Below are 19,803 nucleotides of genomic sequence, written 5' to 3' on the forward strand. Positions count from 1 at the left end.
CGAATAAAACGAATCCGATTTTTTACTGGATTCGTTTTTCAATGGATTGAAGTTTTGAGAACAGGAGGAATCATAATGGTTAAGAATCTTTGGAATCAGGAAAAAGCTACTCAAGCCAAAGGATTGGAAGAGTTAGTCTATCGTTCCAATTTGATTGGGACGGACCGGGCAGTTTGCAATTGGGGCGGAGGGAATACCTCTATGAAGACAGTTGCCAGGGACTTTCGGGGTCAGGAAATTGAGGTTATGTGGGTTAAAGGCAGCGGCTCTGATTTGGCGACAATGAAGGAACGGAATTTTACAGGGCTAAATCTTGAGGATATCCATCCTTTATTTGAGAGGGTTGAAATGTCAGATGAAGAGATGGTAGCCTATCTGTCACATTGCATGATAAACAGCAGCCATCCGAGAGCCTCCATTGAAACCCTGCTTCATGCTTTCCTCCCTTTTAAGCATGTGGACCATACCCACCCCGATGCCATTATAAGCATTTGCTGCACCGATAATGGCAGGGAGATTGCTGAAGAGATTTTCGGACAGCGATTTGTTTGGGTTCCGTATCTAAGGCCAGGCTTTGCCCTCTCCAAATTAATTGCGGAAGGTGTAAAAAACAACCCGCGTGCAGAGCTAGTGTTAATGGAAAAACATGGTCTTGTAACATGGGGAGAAAGTTCAGAAGAGTGTTATAACAAAACAATTACCATCATTAATGAAGCAGAAGAGTTTATCAAAGAAAGAATAAACCCAGACACTGTCTTTGGCGGTCAAAAATATGAGTCTCTTAACGAGGAAGCAGCAAAAGGTATTTTGGCAAAAGTGCTGCCCATTATCCGTGGAGCAGTAAGTGAAGAAAAGAAAATGATTTTAACCTATGATCGCGGTGAGGACGTGCTGGAATATGTGAATAGCCATGATGCGCCGGAGCTTTCTCAAATAGGTGCTGCCTGCCCTGACCACCTTGTACATACAAAACGCAAACCTCTATTTATAAATTGGGATCCGCAATTAATGGATATAGATGGATTAATTGCAGGTATTAATGAAGGCATTGTCAGCTTCAAAGAACAGTACCGGGAATATTTCGAGAAAAATAAAAATGAAGGAGATAAAATATTTGAGCCTGCCCCACGGGTCATTCTTATTCCCGGAATCGGCATGGTTAACACAGGTAAGGATGCTGGCAATTCACGGGTAAGTGGGGCTTTATATCACCGGGCGATTGCTGTTATGAAGGGCTCAACCACCCTGGGAAGCTTTGTCTCCTTAAGCGAAAATGAATCCTACAATGTAGAGTACTGGCCACTGGAACTGTATAAATTAACTCTTGCTTCACCAGAAGCTGAGTTTTCAAGAAAAGTGGCTTTCGTGACCGGCGGAGCAGGCGGAATAGGAAGTGAAACCTGCCGCAGATTTGCTTCGGATGGGGCCCATGTGGCGGTCGCGGACCTGAATATCGAAGGGGCAGAAAAGGTTGCAGCGGAAATTAACGAGAAATATGGTGCGAATCGTGCAATTGCAATTAAGATGGATGTCACCGCCGAAGCGCAGGTTCAGGCTGCTTTTGCCCAGACGGTGCTGGCATATGGTGGTGTGGATATTATTGTGAATAACGCCGGACTTGCTACCTCGAGCCGGATTGATGAGACCACACTTGATGAATGGAATATAAATATAAACGTTTTGGGAACCGGTTATTTTCTAGTTGCCCGTGAAGCCTTTAAACAAATGAAACTGCAGGGCATTGGTGGAAATATGGTCTTCGTCGGTTCAAAAAACTCCATTTATGCTGGAAAAAATGCTTCTGCGTACAGTTCGGTTAAGGCATTAGAAACACACCTGGCCAGATGTATTGCTGCAGAAGGCGGGGAATATGGTATCCGTGTAAATTCAGTCCTTCCCGATGCTGTTCTTCAAGGATCAGCGATATGGGATTCAAGCTGGCGGAATGAACGGGCGGCTGCTTATGGTATTCTTCCTGATCAACTGGAGGAACACTATCGCAAGCGGACAGCGCTGCAGGTGAACATTTATCCAAGCGATATTGCTGAATCCATATCTTTCTTTGCTTCATCTAAATCCGAAAAAATTACCGGATGCATGTTAACAGTTGATGGCGGTGTTCCTGCCGCTTTTACAAGATAGCAAAAGGAGGCGGCAGTAATGGAGAAAAGCAGCAAATACGCGTGGACATGGGAGATTAAAGAAGAGTATTTAGATGAATATATCACTTTGCATTTCAACCCCTGGCGAGAAATTATGGAGGAGCACAGCAAGGCCGGAATAAGAAATTATTCCATCTTTCAAAACGGCAATCAATTTTTTTATTGCTTTGAGTGCGATGATGTCGAAGCAGCTTTTGACTATATTGCCAAAAGCGATGCCTGTACCCGCTGGAATGCCATTACTTCAAAAATGGTAAAGGGCTCTTTTGACTTTAACGTACCAAATACAATTCAACCACTTCGGGAAGTATTTTATCTGAAATAGGGTGATAGAGTGGTAAACTGTCTGGCTGTTGATATCGGGGCCTCAAGTGGCAGGGTTATTTTAGGAGTTTTGGAAAATGGGATATTAAAGCTAACTGAAATTCATCGTTTTGAAAATAAAATCGTAAAAAAAGGCGAGGTGTACTGCTGGGAAGTAGAGAGACTTTTTCAAGAAATTATAACCGGCCTTAAGATATGCGGAAAAAAGAAGATTAACCCGAAAAGTATTGGTATAGATACATGGGCAGTTGATTTTATACTGCTGGATGAGAATAATCAGCCTTTAACAGAAGCTGTTTCCTACCGCGACTCGCGAACGGATGGGGTGATGGAGGAAGTTTTCAAGCTTTGCCCGAAAGAAAAGCTTTACTCCGAGACAGGCATCCAGTTTCAAAAGTTTAATACTATCTATCAGCTTTATTCCATCAAGTCAATCTTGGAAAAAGCAAGATCCTTTTTAATGATTCCGGATTATTTCCATTTTTTGCTGACAGGAAAGAAAGGAAATGAATATACCAATGCGACCTCCACACAGCTAGTGAATGTTCATTCGAAGAATTGGAATTATGAAATAATCGGCTTATTAGGATTGAATAAAGAAATTTTTCAAGAAATCCGAAAGCCTGGGAGCGTGCTTGGAAACTTGACGCCAGAAGTCGTCTCTCAAATTGGTTTTGATATGAAAGTCATTCTTCCGGCTACACATGATACAGGTTCGGCTGTACTTGCTGTTCCCGAGGAAGATGCGATTTATATCAGTTCTGGTACCTGGTCCTTAATTGGTGTGGAGTTGGATTATCCAATTTACAGCAAAAAGGCTATGGAATGCAATTTTACCAATGAGGGCGGTATGGACGGACGTTATCGTTTTTTGAAAAATTGTATGGGCCTTTGGATACTTGAGGAAGTAAAGAGGAATTATGAATACTCCTATATTGAACTCATTGAATTGGCCAAAGAAGCGGTGGATTACAAAGGGATTATCGATGTAAATGATAATCGTTTTTTTAATCCGGAAAACATGGTAAACGAAATAAATAATTATTGTTTAGAAACCCAGCAGCCCGTACCTATGACTCCGGGTGAAATAGCAAAATGTGTATTTGGTAGTTTAGCAGAAAGCTATAGGAGTGCGGTTGCAGAAATAGAAGATATTCTGGGGAAAAATTTCGGAAAAATTAATGTAATTGGTGGCGGCTGTAAGAATGAGTTTCTGAATCAGCTCATCGCCAATGTTACTAATAAAGAGGTTTATGCGGGGCCTGCAGAAGCAACAGCCGTAGGAAATCTTACTTCACAATTCATTGCTCTTGGTGAGATTAAAGATAAAAAGGAAGCTAGGAAAATAATAAATAAATCATTTGAAGTAAAAAAATACTTACCTGCCAATATCGTAACAAATTGAGGGGGGATGGAAAATGTCTGTTGTCCAAAGCTATGAGTTTGCTAAACAAGTCTATTCAAAGTGGGGAATAGATGTTGATGCAGCAATGGAGAAACTGAAAAAGGTTCCCATTTCCATTCATTGCTGGCAAGGTGATGATATAGGAGGCTTTGAGGTTAATCCAAGTGAGTTATCCGGCGGGATTGATGTAACAGGGGACTATCCAGGAAAAGCTCAGACACCTGAGCAGTTACGAAGTGATCTGGAAAAAGCTCTTTCATTAATTCCGGGGAAGCATCGAATCAATTTGCATGCTATATATGGGGAAACCAATGGAGAAGTAGTGGAAAGAGACCAGCTTGAACCGAAGCATTTTCAAAACTGGGTAAATTGGGCAAAGGTTAATGGACTTGGTTTGGATTTTAACCCGACATTATTCTCCCATCCCAAGGCGGCGGAAGGTCTGACTCTTTCCCATCCAGATGAAGAAATTCGGGAGTTTTGGATCAATCACTGTATTGCAAGCCGGAAAATTGGTGAGTATTTCGGTAAAGAACTCGGCATCCCTTCATTAACAAATATATGGATTCCCGATGGATATAAGGATATCCCCAGTGACCGTCTGGGCCCAAGACAAAGATTAAAAGATTCATTGGATAAAATTTTTGCAGCCGAGGTGGATAGTAAATATAATCTTGATGCCGTTGAGAGTAAGTTATTTGGCATTGGATCGGAAGCATACGTTGTCGGTTCCCATGAATTTTATCTTGGCTATGCCTTGAAAAACAATAAAATTTGCCTGCTTGATACTGGGCATTATCATCCAACAGAAACCGTTTCGAATAAGATATCCTCCATGCTTCTTTATTTTGATAATCTTGCCCTCCACGTTTCGAGACCTGTTCGCTGGGATAGTGACCATGTAGTTGTTTTGGATGATGAACTGAAGGAAATTGCACTTGAGATTGTTCGAAATGACGCATTAAATCGTGTGATTATCGGGCTCGATTACTTTGATGCAAGCATCAATCGGGTTGCTGCCTGGGTCATTGGCACCCGAAATATGATTAAAGCATTGCTGTATGCGATGCTAATACCTAATGGGTATCTCAAGCAATTACAGGAAAATGGTAACTTCACCGAAAGACTAGCCCTTATGGAAGAATTTAAGACCTATCCATTCGGTGCCATCTGGGACTACTACTGCGAAACTATGGGTGTCCCAATAAGAGAAACCTGGCTGGAACATGTATTAAAGTATGAAGAAGAAGTCTTGCTAAAGAGATAATTCCTGTTACCACCTGGAATTTTTCGAGGAAGAGCCAAGGGCATTCAGCCCTTGGCTCTTCTGGTTTTTAGCTATTTCGAGAAATATATCTTGCAAAAGCTGCCAGCCCTGCACCATGCTGGAATTCGCCATCGGCAATTAACTTAATAACCTCATCCCAAGGTAATTCGTGAAGGATAATTTGCTCACTGCTTTCAAGGTTTTGTTCTCCTTTTGAAAGCCCCTTTGCAGCAAATAGAAAGATTTCCTCGCTGGTTGAGCCGGGTGAAGGATAAAAGCTTCCAAGGCTAATCCACTCGTCTGCACTGTATCCTGTTTCCTCCTGAAGCTCCTGTTTTGCCATATCAAGAGGGTCCCGGTTTGCCTCCAGCATTCCGGCAGGCAGTTCCCATTGCCAGCTTTCGATCGCGTGCCGGTATTGCTTAAGGCATATAATCTGATTGTCAGTGTTAATAGGCAATACGCAAACACCCTTGGTAAAGTTTACAAAAGAAAACGGCTTTTCTTCCCCATTTGGGACAATAACCCTATCTATCGTAATTTCAAACCGATCAATTTTTTCTACTCTTCTGGTTTTTATCTGCCATGGCATATATCAATGGTCCCCCTTCTTTTTTCTTTTATGAATTACTAAATCAAATTTGCGTTTAGTATTAATTTAGCACTAATGAATATATCCTTTTATCTCATATTTGGTATAAGTTAACATAGTTCATACGAAACGGCAAAGAATTGAAAAATGGTATCGCGCCTCTTGTTCCAAACTCCGGGGTTCATTCGGACAGCATAGGTAAATCAGAGGGAGTTTCCAGTCCGAATCCGGGGTTCATTCGGACGGCATAGGTAAATCAGAGGGAGTTCCAGTCCGAATCCGGGGTTCATTCGGACAGCATAGGTAAATCAGAGGGAGTTCCAGTCCGAATCCGGGGTTCATTCGGACAGTATAGGTAAATCAGAGGCAGTTCCAGTCCGAATCTGCGGTCATTCAGCCAGTTTCCGGCAAAGGGCTGCCGTTTCACTATGCCTATTTTGCTGAACACGCTCCTCTTACTGCTGATAAGAAGAGGAATATTAATGTGGTTTTTCTCTCCTAAAGGGTGGAGTGAAAGCTGCCTTAAAGAGAACGGTCCTTTCAAAGAGAGGTAAGCGAAAAGCAGGTGGAGTAAATTTTGTCACCAGAAAATCCGCTTTCTACCTAATACTCAATTATTTGGATTTAAGTAACTTAACAGGTAATATTTTCAAAATAAAATTTCGACAATTTTTGCCGATATATATAATGAAATATTTAGCTAAAGAAATATAAGGGGCTGCTGTCAATGGATGAAATTAAACAAATGGAATTTAAGAGCCTTAAGGCTCGGAATCTGGTAATACTTGTTACCTTTTTAATATCCCTTGCTGTTGGAGAGGGATATAACATTATGAACCATTTAACCTTTCAGTTATGGGTTTATGGTGCAGAAATGGCTGTTTTTGCCGGTCTGTATTTTATCCTGGGAAAGATCCTGAAAAAAGATAATCTCTTTCCACATTTAAGTATCATCGTCATTTATTTTTGTACAATATGGACAATTGTTGTGGGAGGAGGAAACGTACCCAACTACCAGATTATTGCGTTCCTGCAGGTTTATTCCGTTATTCAGCTGACCACAACCACTTTCGTTTTGGGTTCTACCCTTGGACTGGCCACTTTAATTATGAACTTTATTTTTGCTATGGACGAGGCCACAAGATTGGCTTTTCCAAGCGGACTGCTTACTTACCTTCTAACCGGACTCTCTTTGTTTATGCTGGTGAAATTTAATAAAGAGCAAAATATCCAGGTTGGCAGCCTCCTAATCGCATCAGAAAAAAGCAGAGATGAGAAACAGGCCCAAAAGGCACTGCTAGAGCAGGAAGTTTCTCAAATGGCGGAACGTATTGACAGCATTAACAAGCAAATCCAACATAATACCGGAGCACAGCTTGAAATGAAAACGGCTGTAAGTGAAGTGGCAGCAGGAAGCATGTCACAAAGTGAACAAGTTTCTGCTATCGCTGGAAATTCCCGTTCAACAGTAGTGGCTATGAATGATATGGAAATCGTCACCGACCAGCTCTACCAGGAAACTGAAACTGCGCGTACTATTGCTCAAAATGGCGAAGAGAAAATGACTGTACTTCAGACTGTAATGGATGATTTAAAGCAAATCATTACAGAGCTTAATTCTACATTTGGAAGCCTGACAAGCAAGATTCAGGAGACAAACGGATTTGCCGATACGATTAAGGATATTACCTCACAAACCAATCTTCTCGCCATTAATGCAAGCATTGAAGCGGCACGAGCAGGAGAGGCAGGAAGAGGATTTTCCGTAGTTGCCGAAGAAATCCGCAAACTCGCTGAAACGACAAATTTAACAACCGAAAATATCACCCGTAATTTAGCGGAGGTTAACCAAACCAACCTAACTGCACTTGAAAAAATGGCTCAAAGTGAGAAAAAGGTCAGTGAGAGTCTGGGTACAACCAATGATGTCGCAGCATCTTTTGACAAACTAAATGAGACAGTGCTCGAGCTGAACAGCAAGTTCCAAAGCTTCGAAAGTCTTGTTAAGGATGTAAAAATAAAAGCTTCCGATGTTGAAATTTCCACTAATGAGCTGGCTGCGATTGTTGAACAATCCTCCGCAGGCCTTGAGGAAATGAGTGCTACTATTGAAACAATCAGCGATGATAATGTTCAAATCGCCGCTTATATGGATGATTTATCGAATAGTGCAGAAAAAATAAAAGACACTTTTCGCGAAGAATAATATAGTCATAATGGAGTGAAAACAAACAATGAGCAATGCAACCATGATTACGAAACTATTAAATTCGGCTATTCACTCCATTAAAGCGGTTCTCCCGCTTGAGGTGGAGATAAAAAAGCCCAAAATGGCCCAGACAAATGAAGTCACTTCCCATCTGGGTGTATTAATTGGAATGACGGGGGAGTGCAAGGGCCAGTTGATTTTAAAAGCAGATCCTTCAACATTTGGAGAAATTGCTAATAGCATGTTCGGCATGAAGGTTGAGGGTGAAATGCTCTTTTCATTTACCGGAGAGCTTGGCAATATGTTGGCGGGAAATATGACAACCTTTGCCTCACAGCAGGGAATATCAATGGATATTACTCCGCCTACTGTTATCGAAGGAAAAACAACGCTCCACAACATAAAAAACCCCATCGAGCTGCCTATCAATGTGAGCGGTGCCGGTGAAATGTCCTTTTTATTATCAATTGCAGAAGCTTAGAAAACTAAAAGAGCCACTGAGGCTCTTTTTTAGTTCGGTCACATAGTTCCTACTTTCGGGAGAGGATTTCGGTCATGTAGTCCCTACTTTCTTTCCGCTTTTTCTCACGTGAATGAATATATCCCCTTTCATTCGCACCCTTTTTTTCTAACCAGGATACGTTTTCTACGCCTTTTGAAAAGGCCAGAAAAAAACAGTTTTCGAGAGACTGAAATGGACAAGTGGCTCTCTATTCGAGAGTTCAACGGGAGACATGGAATTCTCATGAATCTCGAGCGAGGCTTTGCTTACCTCCCATGGATCGTGCAGAATGTCACCTCGCACTATTTCATCGGCGACATTTGTAAATAAGACATACCGTTCATATAGAAATTGTTCAAGACTGTCCGGCACCGACTCTTTAGGAGGTGATACTGGCCTGTAGATCGCCTTAAACTTGGCGGGAGTATCAGTGCTCAAAACGCGTTTGCTTTCAAAGTGAATGATCTCCTCTTTTTTCTCAAAATCCATGGAAGCATTTTTATAAGGAAGGGAAAGTATCCTTGCCCCCAGGACTGCAAGGGGATGACTGGCGTCCAGTGAAAAAAAGAATACCCCTTTTACCCCTTTATGTGTTACATACGTCCGTACATTCAGCTCCAAATACGTGTTAAAAAGCGGAATTTCAGGTACTCTCCGGACGCGCTGGTGAGTGACCTGAAAAGGGATAATTCCAATCCATGCGGTGCCATCGTAGGTTTCCAGCTCCAGCTCTTCAGGAATAAGATTTCTTAAGCTTTCTGCCGGCACGGGCCAATGGATAAATAATAAGTTTTCCCAGGTTTGCGTCATAATCCTTGGGGTTTCAGGCAAGGGATAGGGACGTCCGTTTTCTTCCACAAAACAACTTCCTTTCATAATATACTTATCTCTACATTTACTCTCATCGTATTTTTTTAAACATTCGCCATTAAAGATTGACATTCAAACCATGGTTTGAATATGATAAATTCAAACGAACATTTGAATAAGTGGGTGAAAAAATGAAGGAACATGATGTTTGCGAGGTTACTTGCGTTTATACTGACAAGGTTGAGCGTATTCAAAAGCTGCTTCAGCCTGATGATATTAGTAACGTTTCCAAAATTTTTAAAGCTTTATCTGATGAAACCCGAATGAAAATAGCCTACGCCCTCACAATAGAAGAAGAGCTTTGCGTATGTGATGTTGCCAGTATTGTGGGTGCAACAACAGCAACTGCATCGCATCACCTCAGGCATTTAAAAAGCCTGGGACTGGCGAAATTCCGAAAAGAAGGCAAGCTGGTTTTTTACTCGCTTGATGACGTTCATGTTAAACAGCTGATTCACCTGGCATTTGCCCATCAACAGGAATTAAGCGGCCGGCCTGAGCCGATTGAAAAGAGGTGACCTCCATGTCAATAACAGACTCTCAAACTGCAGAAAAACACGTATACCGCATTCAGGGCTTGTCCTGAGCAGGCTGTGCCGCAACGTTCGAGAAGAACGTGAAACACCTGGATGGTGTTTTGGATGCAAAAGTAAATTTTGGAGCTGCCAAACTCACGGTATACGGAAATACAGAAATCAAACAGCTGGAGGAAGCAGGAGCTTTTGAAAAGCTCATCATCCAGCCGGAAAAAGGGGAACAGCGTCCGACTGTAAAAGTCCCTTTTTGGAAAAAGTATTTATTGCTCGAAATCTCTTTTTTAATGATTATTATCGGGTATTTAGCGGGTGAGAAGAGCCTTCTCGGAATCCTTTCATTTGCTGCAAGCATTTTAATTGGAGGCTATCCTCTTTTTAAAACTGGGCTGAGAAATCTAGCTAAACTGCAATTCGATATGCGGACTCTCATGACCCTTGCCATTATTGGGGCTGCGCTTATTGGCCAGTGGAGCGAAGGTGCTGTCGTGGTCATTCTCTTTGCTATCAGTGAAGCGCTCGAGCGGTATTCCATGGATAAAGCGCGCCATTCTATAAGCTCTTTAATGGAAATGGCCCCTAAGGAAGCAATCATCATAAAGAACGGCAAAGAAGTTATTCATCAAACCGATGATATTGAAATTGGAGATACCATGCTGGTAAAACCCGGCCAACTGATCGCTATGGATGGATTTGTAATGGAAGGAACATCAGCTGTCAATCAGGCCGCGATTACAGGGGAATCTGTACCAGCGGCGAAATCGGAGGGCGATGAAGTTTTTGCCGGAACCCTTAACGGAGAAGGACTGCTAAAAATCAAAGTGACCAAAATTGCGGAAGACACAACGATTGCAAAAATCATTCACCTTGTCGAAGAAGCCCAAGGTGAAAAGGCTCCTTCCCAGCGCTTTGTCGATCGGTTTGCTCAATACTATACACCCGCTATCATGATCATTGCAGCACTAGTCGCTCTCATTCCTCCACTGCTATTTCATGGGGATTGGAGCACGTGGATTTATCAGGGTCTTGCCGTTCTCGTCGTCGGCTGTCCTTGCGCTCTGGTGGTTTCCACCCCGGTTTCGATTGTCACCGCTATCGGCAATGCTGCCAGAAACGGTGTGCTGATTAAAGGCGGAAACTATCTGGAGGAAGCCGGAGCCTTAAAAGCCATCGCCTTTGATAAAACTGGCACTCTGACAAATGGCATCCCAGTAGTAACAGATTTTATTGTTTTTGGAAAAAGAAAAAACCGCGATCATATCCTGGCTGTTATGGCAGCGCTGGAGAGCCGTGCCAAGCATCCGCTTGCCTCTGCCATCATTAAATTTGCGGAAAAAGCTCCTGATCTGCAAGTTGAAGAGTTTACTTCAACTGTAGGAATGGGGATTGCCGGTAAAGTAGATGGCACGCATTATTTTGTAGGTAATTTAAAAATGATAAAAAAGGAAGCTGCAGAGATTATTCTTCCTATCATTCGGGACGAATTCCTGCGCCTCCAAAAGGAAGGAAAAACCGTGATGGCGATAGCCGACCGCGAAGAGGTTCTTGCCATTGCAGGGGTTGCAGATGAAGTTCGCGGCACGAGCAAAGAGGTTGTTTCACGGCTTTACAATCAGGGAATCGAAAAAACCATTCTGCTTACTGGAGACAATCATGCGGCTGCGGAGGCAATTGGGAAAACAGTCGGTATGACCGATGTAAAAGCTGAACTTCTGCCGCAGGATAAGCTTCATTTTATCAAAGAACTGCAAAGGGATTATGGCAGTGTGGCCATGGTAGGAGACGGAGTCAATGATGCTCCGGCACTAGCCACTGCAGCGGTAGGGATTGCTATGGGCGGCGCCGGGTCGGATACCGCACTTGAAACGGCTGATATTGTACTGATGAACGATGATCTTCGGAAGCTGCCTTTTACAATCAAATTAAGCAGAAAAACCCTAACCATCATAAAGCAAAATATAACCTTTTCTCTGGTTATCAAAGTGATTGCCCTCCTGCTCGTGATTCCAGGCTGGCTTACTTTATGGATTGCCATCTTTGCAGACATGGGGACCACTCTCCTTGTCACTTTAAACGGTTTGCGCCTTTTAAAAGTAAGGGAATAATGTATGGATAACCATATTAATGTTAATAGAGGCTCTCTATAGGAAAGTGAAGATAAACTACCCGTCTGGAGGGCCAAAACTGTTTCGGAGAATGTATCGTAGTTAACATGAAGAAAAAACAGCAATCCTGGTTGTGGATTGCTGTTTTTGTGATTTAGATGGTAGTATCGGGCTGCTGGGAACAGTTGAATGTTCCTTTTTCAATTTGAATGGTAGTATGTTCAATACCAAATTGATCATGGAGCTCTTTGGTTATCCTTTTCAGCAATTCATCGTTATCCTCTATAGTGGAACGAACGATATGTGCTGTCATGATCGCCTCCGTAGTACTCATTCCCCAAACATGCAAATCGTGAACTTCCAGAACAGTCGGTATTTCACAAAGGTAACTTTTAATCGCCTTAATGTTCAATCCTTCAGGAACAGCGTCCAGGGAAAGATTAAGGGATTCTTTTAAAAGGCCCCACGTTCCAAAGAAAATGACAATGGCAATCGCCAGACTGACTGTGGGATCGAGCCATTCCCAACCTGTCCAAAGCATGATAAAACCTGCCACGACAACACCGAGGGATACAAGGGCATCTGCAGCCATATGCATAAATGCACCTCTGATATTTAAATCGTTCTTCCGTCCTGACATAAAGAGCAATGCAGTAATAGTGTTAATTATTATCCCGATTATGGCGACAATGATGACAGTTTTCCCTTCAACCGGCTGAGGAGAGGAGAAACGCTGTATGGCTTCCCATGCAATGGCCCCTAAAGCGACTAAGAGGAAAACCGCATTGAATAAAGCCGCTAAAATGGAACTTCTTTTAAATCCATAGGTCCTTTTTTCGGAAGGTCCTTTTTTGCCAAGCCAAACGGCAATCCAGGCAATTATCAGACCGAGGACATCACTCAAATTATGTCCAGCATCCGCAAGCAGTGCCAAGGAGTCACCAATAACTCCATAAACAGCTTCTATAATAATGAAAATGGTATTCAGGATGATCCCCACCCCGAATGCTAATCCGTAATTTGCCGGTTCATGGTTATGTCCATGCCCCCCATGATTATGATTATGTGACATGAAAAATCACTCCTAAAAAACTAATTATGACATGCATGGTCGATGGCTTGCTGCAGAAGATCCAGGATATGCTGGTCGTCATGTGAATAATAAACAGTATTTCCTTCCCGCTTAAACTTCACAAGCCGAAGATTTTTTAAAAAGCTTAATTGATGGGAAGCAGTTGATTGATGCAGTCCCAATTCCTCTGCAATCTCATTTACCGAGCATTCCTTTTGGGATAATAAGTAGAGGATTTTAATTCTTGTACTGTCTGCTAATGCCTTAAAGGTTTGGGAAACCATAAAAAGAGTCTCCTCGTTTAATGATTTTATTTTAGATTTTTCAAAGCCTTTTTCATCCCCATCCATCCTTTGAACCCCCTTTAAAAACTCTCTTTATTAGTATATGCTCATATGTGCATATTGTCTAAAAAAGCGACAGAGCACAATCTCAAATCTAATAAGAAAAAGCCCCAAATTGTTAAAAACAGGGGCTTTTGGTTTATTACTCGTCAAAGCTTACGACATTATAGTAATTTCCGTCGCTAATAGGCTTTTTTAGGTCATAATCTATTAGATAGTTATGGAGTGCTTCAGAATCAATGACTGGATAGTTAACCTGCTTGGAATTTGCCACTATTTCTAGAGAGGTAAGATTCTGGGACAAACTCTTTGAAATGTCGTCTAATCTTGCATCGTGGACAGTTTCTTCTATCTGCTTTTTACATTTAGCAATATCCTCTTCAAGATTTCGAAGTACTTCTTCCTTTGAATAGCCTTGGTTTTTCATTTTAAATCACCGCCATCTAGTAAGATTGGAGTATTATAACTTAAGAGGTATATTCGTCAGCCATTTTTCGGATTTCTGATCATAAGGGGAGTTTCCTTACTTTTCTATACACTTTTAAAGATTTCCTAAACATGGTAAAGACTAGAAGTGTTTAGGAGTTCCATTTAAAATTAAAATCTATAATATTTATAATTTGACAGTTGCAAATTATAGGATAAGTTTTTAGAATGAGTTAACAGACCTGAAAATAATGAGGTGTTTTCACTTGTTTATCAAATATTTGGCGGCACTCCTGCTGCCTGGCCTGCTTGTCCTGCTGTTTACCCGCGTGTGCTATAACCGAGTAATTGCACTTATTTTAACCGTTGCATTAATTGCCACATCTGTTTATAAAGGGTACACAAACACCATGACACTAATCATTATTGATGCCTTTTCCTTAACGGCAGGCTTTTGGCTGGCTTCTAAAATGAAGCCCAGAAAAAGCGAAAGCCGCTCCTGAAGATAGCCTGCTGGTTCAAAACCGGCAGGCTATATTTTTTTCCGATAAAGAGCCTCATAAAAGCAGTAAAAAGCAACAATAAATCCGGATAGTTGTGGAAAAGCCCCTTAAAATAACTGAAAAAAGGTTTTTGCGAATGTAAGTTCGCATATTGTTGGTTTGTAATAGGGAGTTTGTGGTAGAATGGTGATATGAACTTTTTGACTTATAAGGTAAGATTTGCGTCGCTAGGCAGGCGCGCATCTTTTTAATATAGCATGGCAGCACAGAGGGTCCGAAAACAGGTTTAATGAACCATGCTCTAAATGAAATCCAGTAACAGGAGGATGTTTTGTGAAGGACCAATTTGAATTAGTTTCGAAGTATTCGCCACAAGGGGACCAGCCGGCAGCAATCAAGCAGCTGGTACAGGGAATTCGCGAAAATAAGAAGCACCAGACCTTGCTTGGTGCTACAGGTACAGGGAAGACGTTTACGATTTCCAATGTTATTAAAGAAATCAATAAGCCTACCCTGGTAATCGCGCACAACAAAACGCTGGCAGGCCAGCTTTATAGCGAATTCAAAGAGTTTTTCCCGAACAACGCGGTTGAATACTTTGTCAGTTATTATGATTATTACCAGCCAGAGGCCTATGTGCCTTCGACTGATACATTTATTGAAAAAGATGCGAGCATTAATGATGAAATCGATAAACTCCGCCACTCAGCCACATCTTCGCTGTTTGAACGGAAGGATGTCATAATCATCGCGAGTGTGAGTTGTATATATGGTTTGGGATCTCCCGAAGAATACCGTGATATGGTCGTATCGCTTCGTACCGGTATGGAAATTGAGCGCAATCAGCTGCTGCATCGTTTAGTTGATATTCAATATGAACGGAATGATATAGATTTTAAGCGTGGAACATTCCGGGTGCGGGGAGATGTAGTCGAAATTTTCCCGGTATCACGTGATGAGCACTGTATGCGTGTAGAATTTTTCGGTGATGAAATCGATCGTATTCGTGAAGTGGATGCCTTAACCGGTGAAATTATTGGTGAACGGGATCACGTAGCCATCTTCCCGGCCTCCCACTTCGTTACACGCGAAGAGAAAATGCAGATTGCTATCCAGAATATCGAAAAAGAATTAGAGGAACGTCTTGAGGTTCTTCGTTCAGAAGAAAAGCTTCTTGAAGCACAAAGGATTGAACAAAGGACCCGCTATGATCTCGAAATGATGAGAGAAATGGGTTTCTGTTCCGGTATCGAAAACTACTCTCGCCACCTGACACTCCGGCCCCCGGGATCTACACCTTACACACTTATTGATTACTTCCCGGATGATTTTTTAATTGTGGTCGATGAGTCCCATGTTAGCATTCCGCAAATTCGGGGAATGTTTAATGGTGACCAGGCCCGTAAGCAGGTGCTTGTGGACCACGGTTTCCGCCTGCCATCGGCCATGGATAACCGTCCGCTGACCTTCAATGAATTTGAAGGGCATGTCAATCAAATTGTTTATGTCTCAGCAACGCCTGGCCCGTATGAAATAGAGCATACACCAGTGATGGTAGAACAGATTATCCGGCCGACTGGTCTGCTTGATCCAAACATTGAGGTCAGGCCGATTGAGGGTCAGATTGACGATTTAATTGGTGAAATTCAAGATAGAGTTAAAAAGAATGAACGCGTTCTTGTGACCACCCTTACGAAAAAAATGTCCGAGGACCTGACAGATTATTTAAAGGAAATCGGTATCAAAGTACAGTATCTTCACTCTGAGATTAAGACGCTGGAGCGGATTGAAATTATTCGTGAACTCCGCCTCGGCAAATATGACGTTCTTGTCGGAATCAACCTCCTAAGGGAAGGCCTCGACATACCGGAAGTATCACTTGTGACAATTTTAGATGCCGATAAAGAAGGATTCCTCCGTTCCGAACGGTCACTGATTCAGACCATCGGACGTGCCGCGCGGAATTCTAACGGTCACGTAATCATGTATGCAGACCGCATGACCAATTCGATGGAATTGGCTATAAGTGAAACAAAAAGGCGCCGTGTGATACAGGAAGAATACAATGAGAAGCATGGCATTACTCCTACGACCATTCAAAAGGGTATACGGGATTCGATTCGTGCGACCCACGCGGCCGAGGAGCAGGAAGAGTACAAACCATCTGCCAAGTTTGGCAAGATGTCAAAGAAAGAAAAAGAACGCATGATTATGAATATGGAAAAAGAAATGAAGGACGCGGCCAAAGCGCTTGATTTTGAAAAAGCTGCTGAACTTCGTGACTTGTTATTTGAGCTGAAAGCGGAAGGATGACGTAAACATGGCGATGGATAAACTGATTGTCAAAGGTGCCAGAGCTCACAATTTAAAAAATATTGATGTCACAATTCCGAGAGATAAGCTTGTTGTGCTGACAGGACTTTCCGGTTCCGGAAAGTCCTCGCTAGCCTTTGATACTATTTATGCAGAAGGGCAGCGCCGCTACGTTGAATCGCTGTCTGCTTATGCCCGGCAATTCCTTGGACAAATGGACAAACCGGATGTCGATGCAATTGAAGGGCTGTCACCTGCGATTTCAATAGACCAGAAAACAACAAGCCGCAACCCGCGCTCAACGGTTGGGACGGTAACAGAAGTTTATGACTATTTAAGATTGCTATTTGCCAGAGTTGGAAGACCGACGTGTCCGAACCATGGCATTGAAATATCTTCACAAACGATTGAACAGATGGTGGACCGGATCATGGAATACCCTGAACGGACAAAAATGCAGATTCTTGCACCGGTTGTTTCGGGAAGAAAGGGTACGCATGTAAAAGTCTTTGATGAGATTAAAAAGCAAGGATATGTACGTGTACGGGTTGATGGAGAAATGTTAGACCTTAGTGACGACATTGAGCTTGAAAAAAATAAGAAGCACTCTATCGAAGTGGTCGTTGACCGTATTGTGGTGAAGGAGGGTGTTGCATCCAGGCTTGCAGACTCACTTGAAAGCGCCCTAGGCCTTGGCGAAGGTAATGTAATAGTGGATGTGATGGGTGAGGAAGAGCTTTTATTCAGTGAAAACCATGCATGTCCAATCTGCGGCTTTTCAATAGGAGAGCTTGAGCCGCGGATGTTCTCCTTCAACAGCCCGTATGGAGCCTGCCCGGAATGTGATGGTCTTGGTTCAAAGCTTGAAGTCGATCCAGACCTTGTTATCCCAAATAAGGAGCTAACGCTGAATCAGCATGCAATTGCTCCATGGGAACCGACAAGCTCACAGTATTACCCGCAGCTGCTGAAGGCAGTATGTAAGGAATACGGAATTGACATGGATGTTCCTGTCAAAAATCTTCCGAAAAACCAGCTGGATAAAATTCTTTATGGCTCTGAAGGCAGAAGGATTCACTTCCGCTATCAAAATGATTTTGGCCAGGTAAAGGATGGCTATATCGTATTTGAAGGAGTTCTCAGCAATGTGGAGCGCCGTTTTAAAGAGACAGGCTCTGACTGGATTCGTGAGCAGATGGAAAAATATATGGCTCAGCAGCCATGTCCAACCTGTAAAGGCTACCGTTTGAAAAAAGAAAGCCTTGCCGTTCTAATCTCTGGAACTCATATTTCTCAGGTAACCTCCCTATCGATTGAGGATGCAAATGACTTTTTTGATGGGCTCGAGCTGACCGAAAAAGAAATGAAGATTGCCACCCTGATTTTTAGAGAAATCAAGGAGCGCCTTGGATTTTTGATAAATGTTGGTCTGGATTACCTGACTTTGAGCCGCGCTGCCGGGACACTTTCGGGAGGAGAGGCACAGCGGATCAGGCTAGCCACCCAGATTGGTTCAAGGCTGACGGGTGTATTGTATATTTTGGATGAGCCTTCAATCGGTCTGCATCAGCGGGATAATGACCGGCTGATTGGCACGTTGAAAAATATGCGTGATATCGGAAATACATTGATTGTGGTTGAGCACGATGAAGATACGATGCTTGCTGCTGATTACCTGATTGATGTCGGACCTGGCGCCGGTGTGCATGGTGGTGAAATTGTCTCTGCAGGAACGCCGAAAGAGGTAATGGAAGATCCGAACTCTCTGACAGGGCAATATCTTGCCGGTAAAAAATTCATTCCCCTGCCAATTGAACGACGCAAGGCGGATGGCCGCTATATTGAGATTAAAGGAGCATCGGAAAATAACCTCCGCAATGTGAATGTGAAAATTCCGCTTGGAATGTTTATTTCCGTTACGGGAGTTTCCGGTTCTGGTAAAAGTACGCTGATTAATGAAATACTTCATAAGTCACTTGCTCAGAAACTTCATAACGCAAAAACAAGGCCTGGTGAGCACAAGGAAGTTAAAGGAATCGAGCACCTTGAAAAGGTAATCGATATCGACCAGTCTCCTATCGGCCGGACACCGCGTTCCAATCCAGCCACTTATACAGGTGTATTTGACGATATCCGCGATGTTTTTGCTTCTACGAATGAAGCGAAGGTGCGCGGCTATAAGAAGGGCCGCTTTAGCTTTAACGTAAAGGGTGGCCGATGTGAAGCCTGCCGTGGTGATGGGATTATAAAAATTGAAATGCACTTCCTGCCCGATGTATATGTTCCATGTGAGATTTGCCACGGGAAACGATACAACAGGGAAACGCTTGAAGTAAAATACAAGGGCAAAAACATTTCGGATATCTTGGATATGACTGTTGAGAATGCACTCGAGTTCTTCGAGAATATCCCTAAAATTGCCCGAAAGCTGCAAACTATTTATGATGTAGGGCTCGGTTATATTACTCTTGGCCAGCCCGCAACAACTTTGTCCGGAGGGGAAGCGCAGCGTGTTAAGCTTGCTTCCGAACTGCACCGCCGTTCAACAGGAAAGTCATTCTATATTTTGGATGAGCCGACAACAGGCCTTCATGTGGATGATATCTCCCGTTTGCTGGTAGTTCTCCAGCGTCTCGTTGAAAATGGAGATACAGTCCTTGTAATCGAACACAATCTGGATGTTATCAAGGCGGCTGATTATATTATCGACCTTGGACCAGAAGGCGGGGACAAGGGAGGTACTATTATTGCATCCGGTACACCTGAGAAGGTGGCTGAAGTACCAGGATCCTATACAGGCAAATACCTGAAACCAGTTCTGCAGCGAGACCGTCTGCGAACGGAAAAACTCATACAGGAACAAGAAGGTGTAAAGAGCTGAAGCCGCTAACAAGCGGGCTTCGGCTCTTTTATTTGCAGGATAAGAAAGTGAAAAATCTAAACCTATTTGAGGGGACCGGCTAGGGCCGGTCTTTTTAGTATGAAAAGTAGAAGTTTGGGAAAAAGGAGTAGAAGTTTTGCGAAAAGAGGTAGAAGTTTTGATGAAACAAGTAGAAGTTCTTTTCAATAGGGAAGAACATATGTGAGGGGACCGGCTAGGGCCGGTCTTTTTAGTATGAAAAGTAGAAGTTTGGGAAAAAGGAGTAGAAGTTTTGCGAAAAGAGGTAGAAGTTTTG

Annotated in this window: 16 protein-coding genes; 11 read left to right on the forward strand and 5 right to left on the reverse strand. The window is 42.8% G+C overall.

The window, feature by feature from the left end; translation table 11 throughout:
- Positions 1-75 precede the first annotated feature (75 nt).
- Genes AC3WR0_RS05260 through rhaA form a run of 4 tightly spaced genes read left to right on the forward strand, consistent with a single transcriptional unit; the run spans position 76 to position 5,158 of the window.
- A complete protein-coding gene (locus AC3WR0_RS05260) occupies positions 76-2,142 on the forward strand; it encodes a bifunctional aldolase/short-chain dehydrogenase (protein WP_492551316.1) in 2,067 nt (688 codons plus the stop codon).
- A gap of 18 nt (positions 2,143-2,160) precedes the next feature.
- The gene (locus AC3WR0_RS05265) at positions 2,161-2,487 is read left to right on the forward strand and encodes an L-rhamnose mutarotase (protein WP_492551317.1); all 327 of its coding nucleotides are present in this window, start codon (positions 2,161-2,163) and stop codon (positions 2,485-2,487) included.
- Between the two features lie 9 nt (positions 2,488-2,496).
- The gene (gene rhaB, locus AC3WR0_RS05270) at positions 2,497-3,891 is read left to right on the forward strand and encodes a rhamnulokinase (protein WP_492551318.1); all 1,395 of its coding nucleotides are present in this window, start codon (positions 2,497-2,499) and stop codon (positions 3,889-3,891) included.
- Positions 3,892-3,904: 13 nt separating this feature from the next.
- Positions 3,905-5,158, forward strand: a complete 1,254-nt coding sequence (gene rhaA, locus AC3WR0_RS05275) for an L-rhamnose isomerase (protein WP_492551319.1) — start codon at positions 3,905-3,907, stop codon at positions 5,156-5,158.
- Between the two features lie 67 nt (positions 5,159-5,225).
- On the opposite strand, the gene AC3WR0_RS05280 is transcribed toward rhaA, so the two are convergent.
- Positions 5,226-5,750 (reverse strand): NUDIX hydrolase, encoded by a 525-nt coding sequence (locus AC3WR0_RS05280; RefSeq protein ID WP_492551320.1) that lies wholly within the window; start codon positions 5,748-5,750, stop codon positions 5,226-5,228.
- A 727-nt stretch (positions 5,751-6,477) separates the two neighbouring features.
- Here AC3WR0_RS05280 and AC3WR0_RS05285 point away from each other — a divergent pair.
- Both AC3WR0_RS05285 and AC3WR0_RS05290 read left to right on the forward strand, forming a co-directional pair.
- Positions 6,478-7,956, forward strand: a complete 1,479-nt coding sequence (locus tag AC3WR0_RS05285; protein ID WP_492551321.1) for a methyl-accepting chemotaxis protein — start codon at positions 6,478-6,480, stop codon at positions 7,954-7,956.
- A 28-nt stretch (positions 7,957-7,984) separates the two neighbouring features.
- Positions 7,985-8,440: a chemotaxis protein CheX gene (locus AC3WR0_RS05290; protein ID WP_492551322.1), complete on the forward strand. Its 456-nt coding sequence runs from the start codon at positions 7,985-7,987 to the stop codon at positions 8,438-8,440.
- Positions 8,441-8,605: 165 nt separating this feature from the next.
- Here AC3WR0_RS05290 and AC3WR0_RS05295 read toward each other — a convergent pair whose 3' ends face one another.
- The gene (locus AC3WR0_RS05295) at positions 8,606-9,319 is read right to left on the reverse strand and encodes a YqjF family protein (protein ID WP_492551323.1); all 714 of its coding nucleotides are present in this window, start codon (positions 9,317-9,319) and stop codon (positions 8,606-8,608) included.
- A gap of 143 nt (positions 9,320-9,462) precedes the next feature.
- Between AC3WR0_RS05295 and AC3WR0_RS05300 the strand changes: the two genes are divergently transcribed.
- Positions 9,463-9,849, forward strand: a complete 387-nt coding sequence (locus AC3WR0_RS05300) for an ArsR/SmtB family transcription factor (RefSeq protein ID WP_492551324.1) — start codon at positions 9,463-9,465, stop codon at positions 9,847-9,849.
- Positions 9,850-9,854: 5 nt separating this feature from the next.
- Positions 9,855-11,969: a heavy metal translocating P-type ATPase gene (locus tag AC3WR0_RS05305; RefSeq protein ID WP_492551325.1), complete on the forward strand. Its 2,115-nt coding sequence runs from the start codon at positions 9,855-9,857 to the stop codon at positions 11,967-11,969.
- Positions 11,970-12,123: 154 nt separating this feature from the next.
- On the opposite strand, the gene AC3WR0_RS05310 is transcribed toward AC3WR0_RS05305, so the two are convergent.
- The 3 genes from AC3WR0_RS05310 to AC3WR0_RS05320 all read right to left on the reverse strand — a co-directional run bounded on the left by AC3WR0_RS05310 (position 12,124) and on the right by AC3WR0_RS05320 (position 13,812).
- Positions 12,124-13,041, reverse strand: a complete 918-nt coding sequence (locus tag AC3WR0_RS05310; RefSeq protein WP_492551326.1) for a cation diffusion facilitator family transporter — start codon at positions 13,039-13,041, stop codon at positions 12,124-12,126.
- Between the two features lie 20 nt (positions 13,042-13,061).
- A complete protein-coding gene (locus tag AC3WR0_RS05315) occupies positions 13,062-13,391 on the reverse strand; it encodes an ArsR/SmtB family transcription factor (protein ID WP_492551327.1) in 330 nt (109 codons plus the stop codon).
- Positions 13,392-13,527: 136 nt separating this feature from the next.
- The gene (locus AC3WR0_RS05320) at positions 13,528-13,812 is read right to left on the reverse strand and encodes a hypothetical protein (protein WP_492551328.1); all 285 of its coding nucleotides are present in this window, start codon (positions 13,810-13,812) and stop codon (positions 13,528-13,530) included.
- A gap of 265 nt (positions 13,813-14,077) precedes the next feature.
- Between AC3WR0_RS05320 and AC3WR0_RS05325 the strand changes: the two genes are divergently transcribed.
- The 3 genes from AC3WR0_RS05325 (at position 14,078) to uvrA (ending at position 19,508) form a co-directional block, all read left to right on the forward strand.
- The gene (locus AC3WR0_RS05325; protein WP_492551329.1) at positions 14,078-14,314 is read left to right on the forward strand and encodes a DUF2198 family protein; all 237 of its coding nucleotides are present in this window, start codon (positions 14,078-14,080) and stop codon (positions 14,312-14,314) included.
- Positions 14,315-14,647: 333 nt separating this feature from the next.
- A complete protein-coding gene (uvrB, locus tag AC3WR0_RS05330) occupies positions 14,648-16,627 on the forward strand; it encodes an excinuclease ABC subunit UvrB (protein WP_492551330.1) in 1,980 nt (659 codons plus the stop codon).
- Between the two features lie 7 nt (positions 16,628-16,634).
- Positions 16,635-19,508: an excinuclease ABC subunit UvrA gene (gene uvrA / locus AC3WR0_RS05335; protein WP_492551331.1), complete on the forward strand. Its 2,874-nt coding sequence runs from the start codon at positions 16,635-16,637 to the stop codon at positions 19,506-19,508.
- The last annotated feature ends 295 nt before the right edge of the window (positions 19,509-19,803 follow it).

This window comes from Neobacillus sp. FW104-15D2 (genome assembly GCF_058790155.1).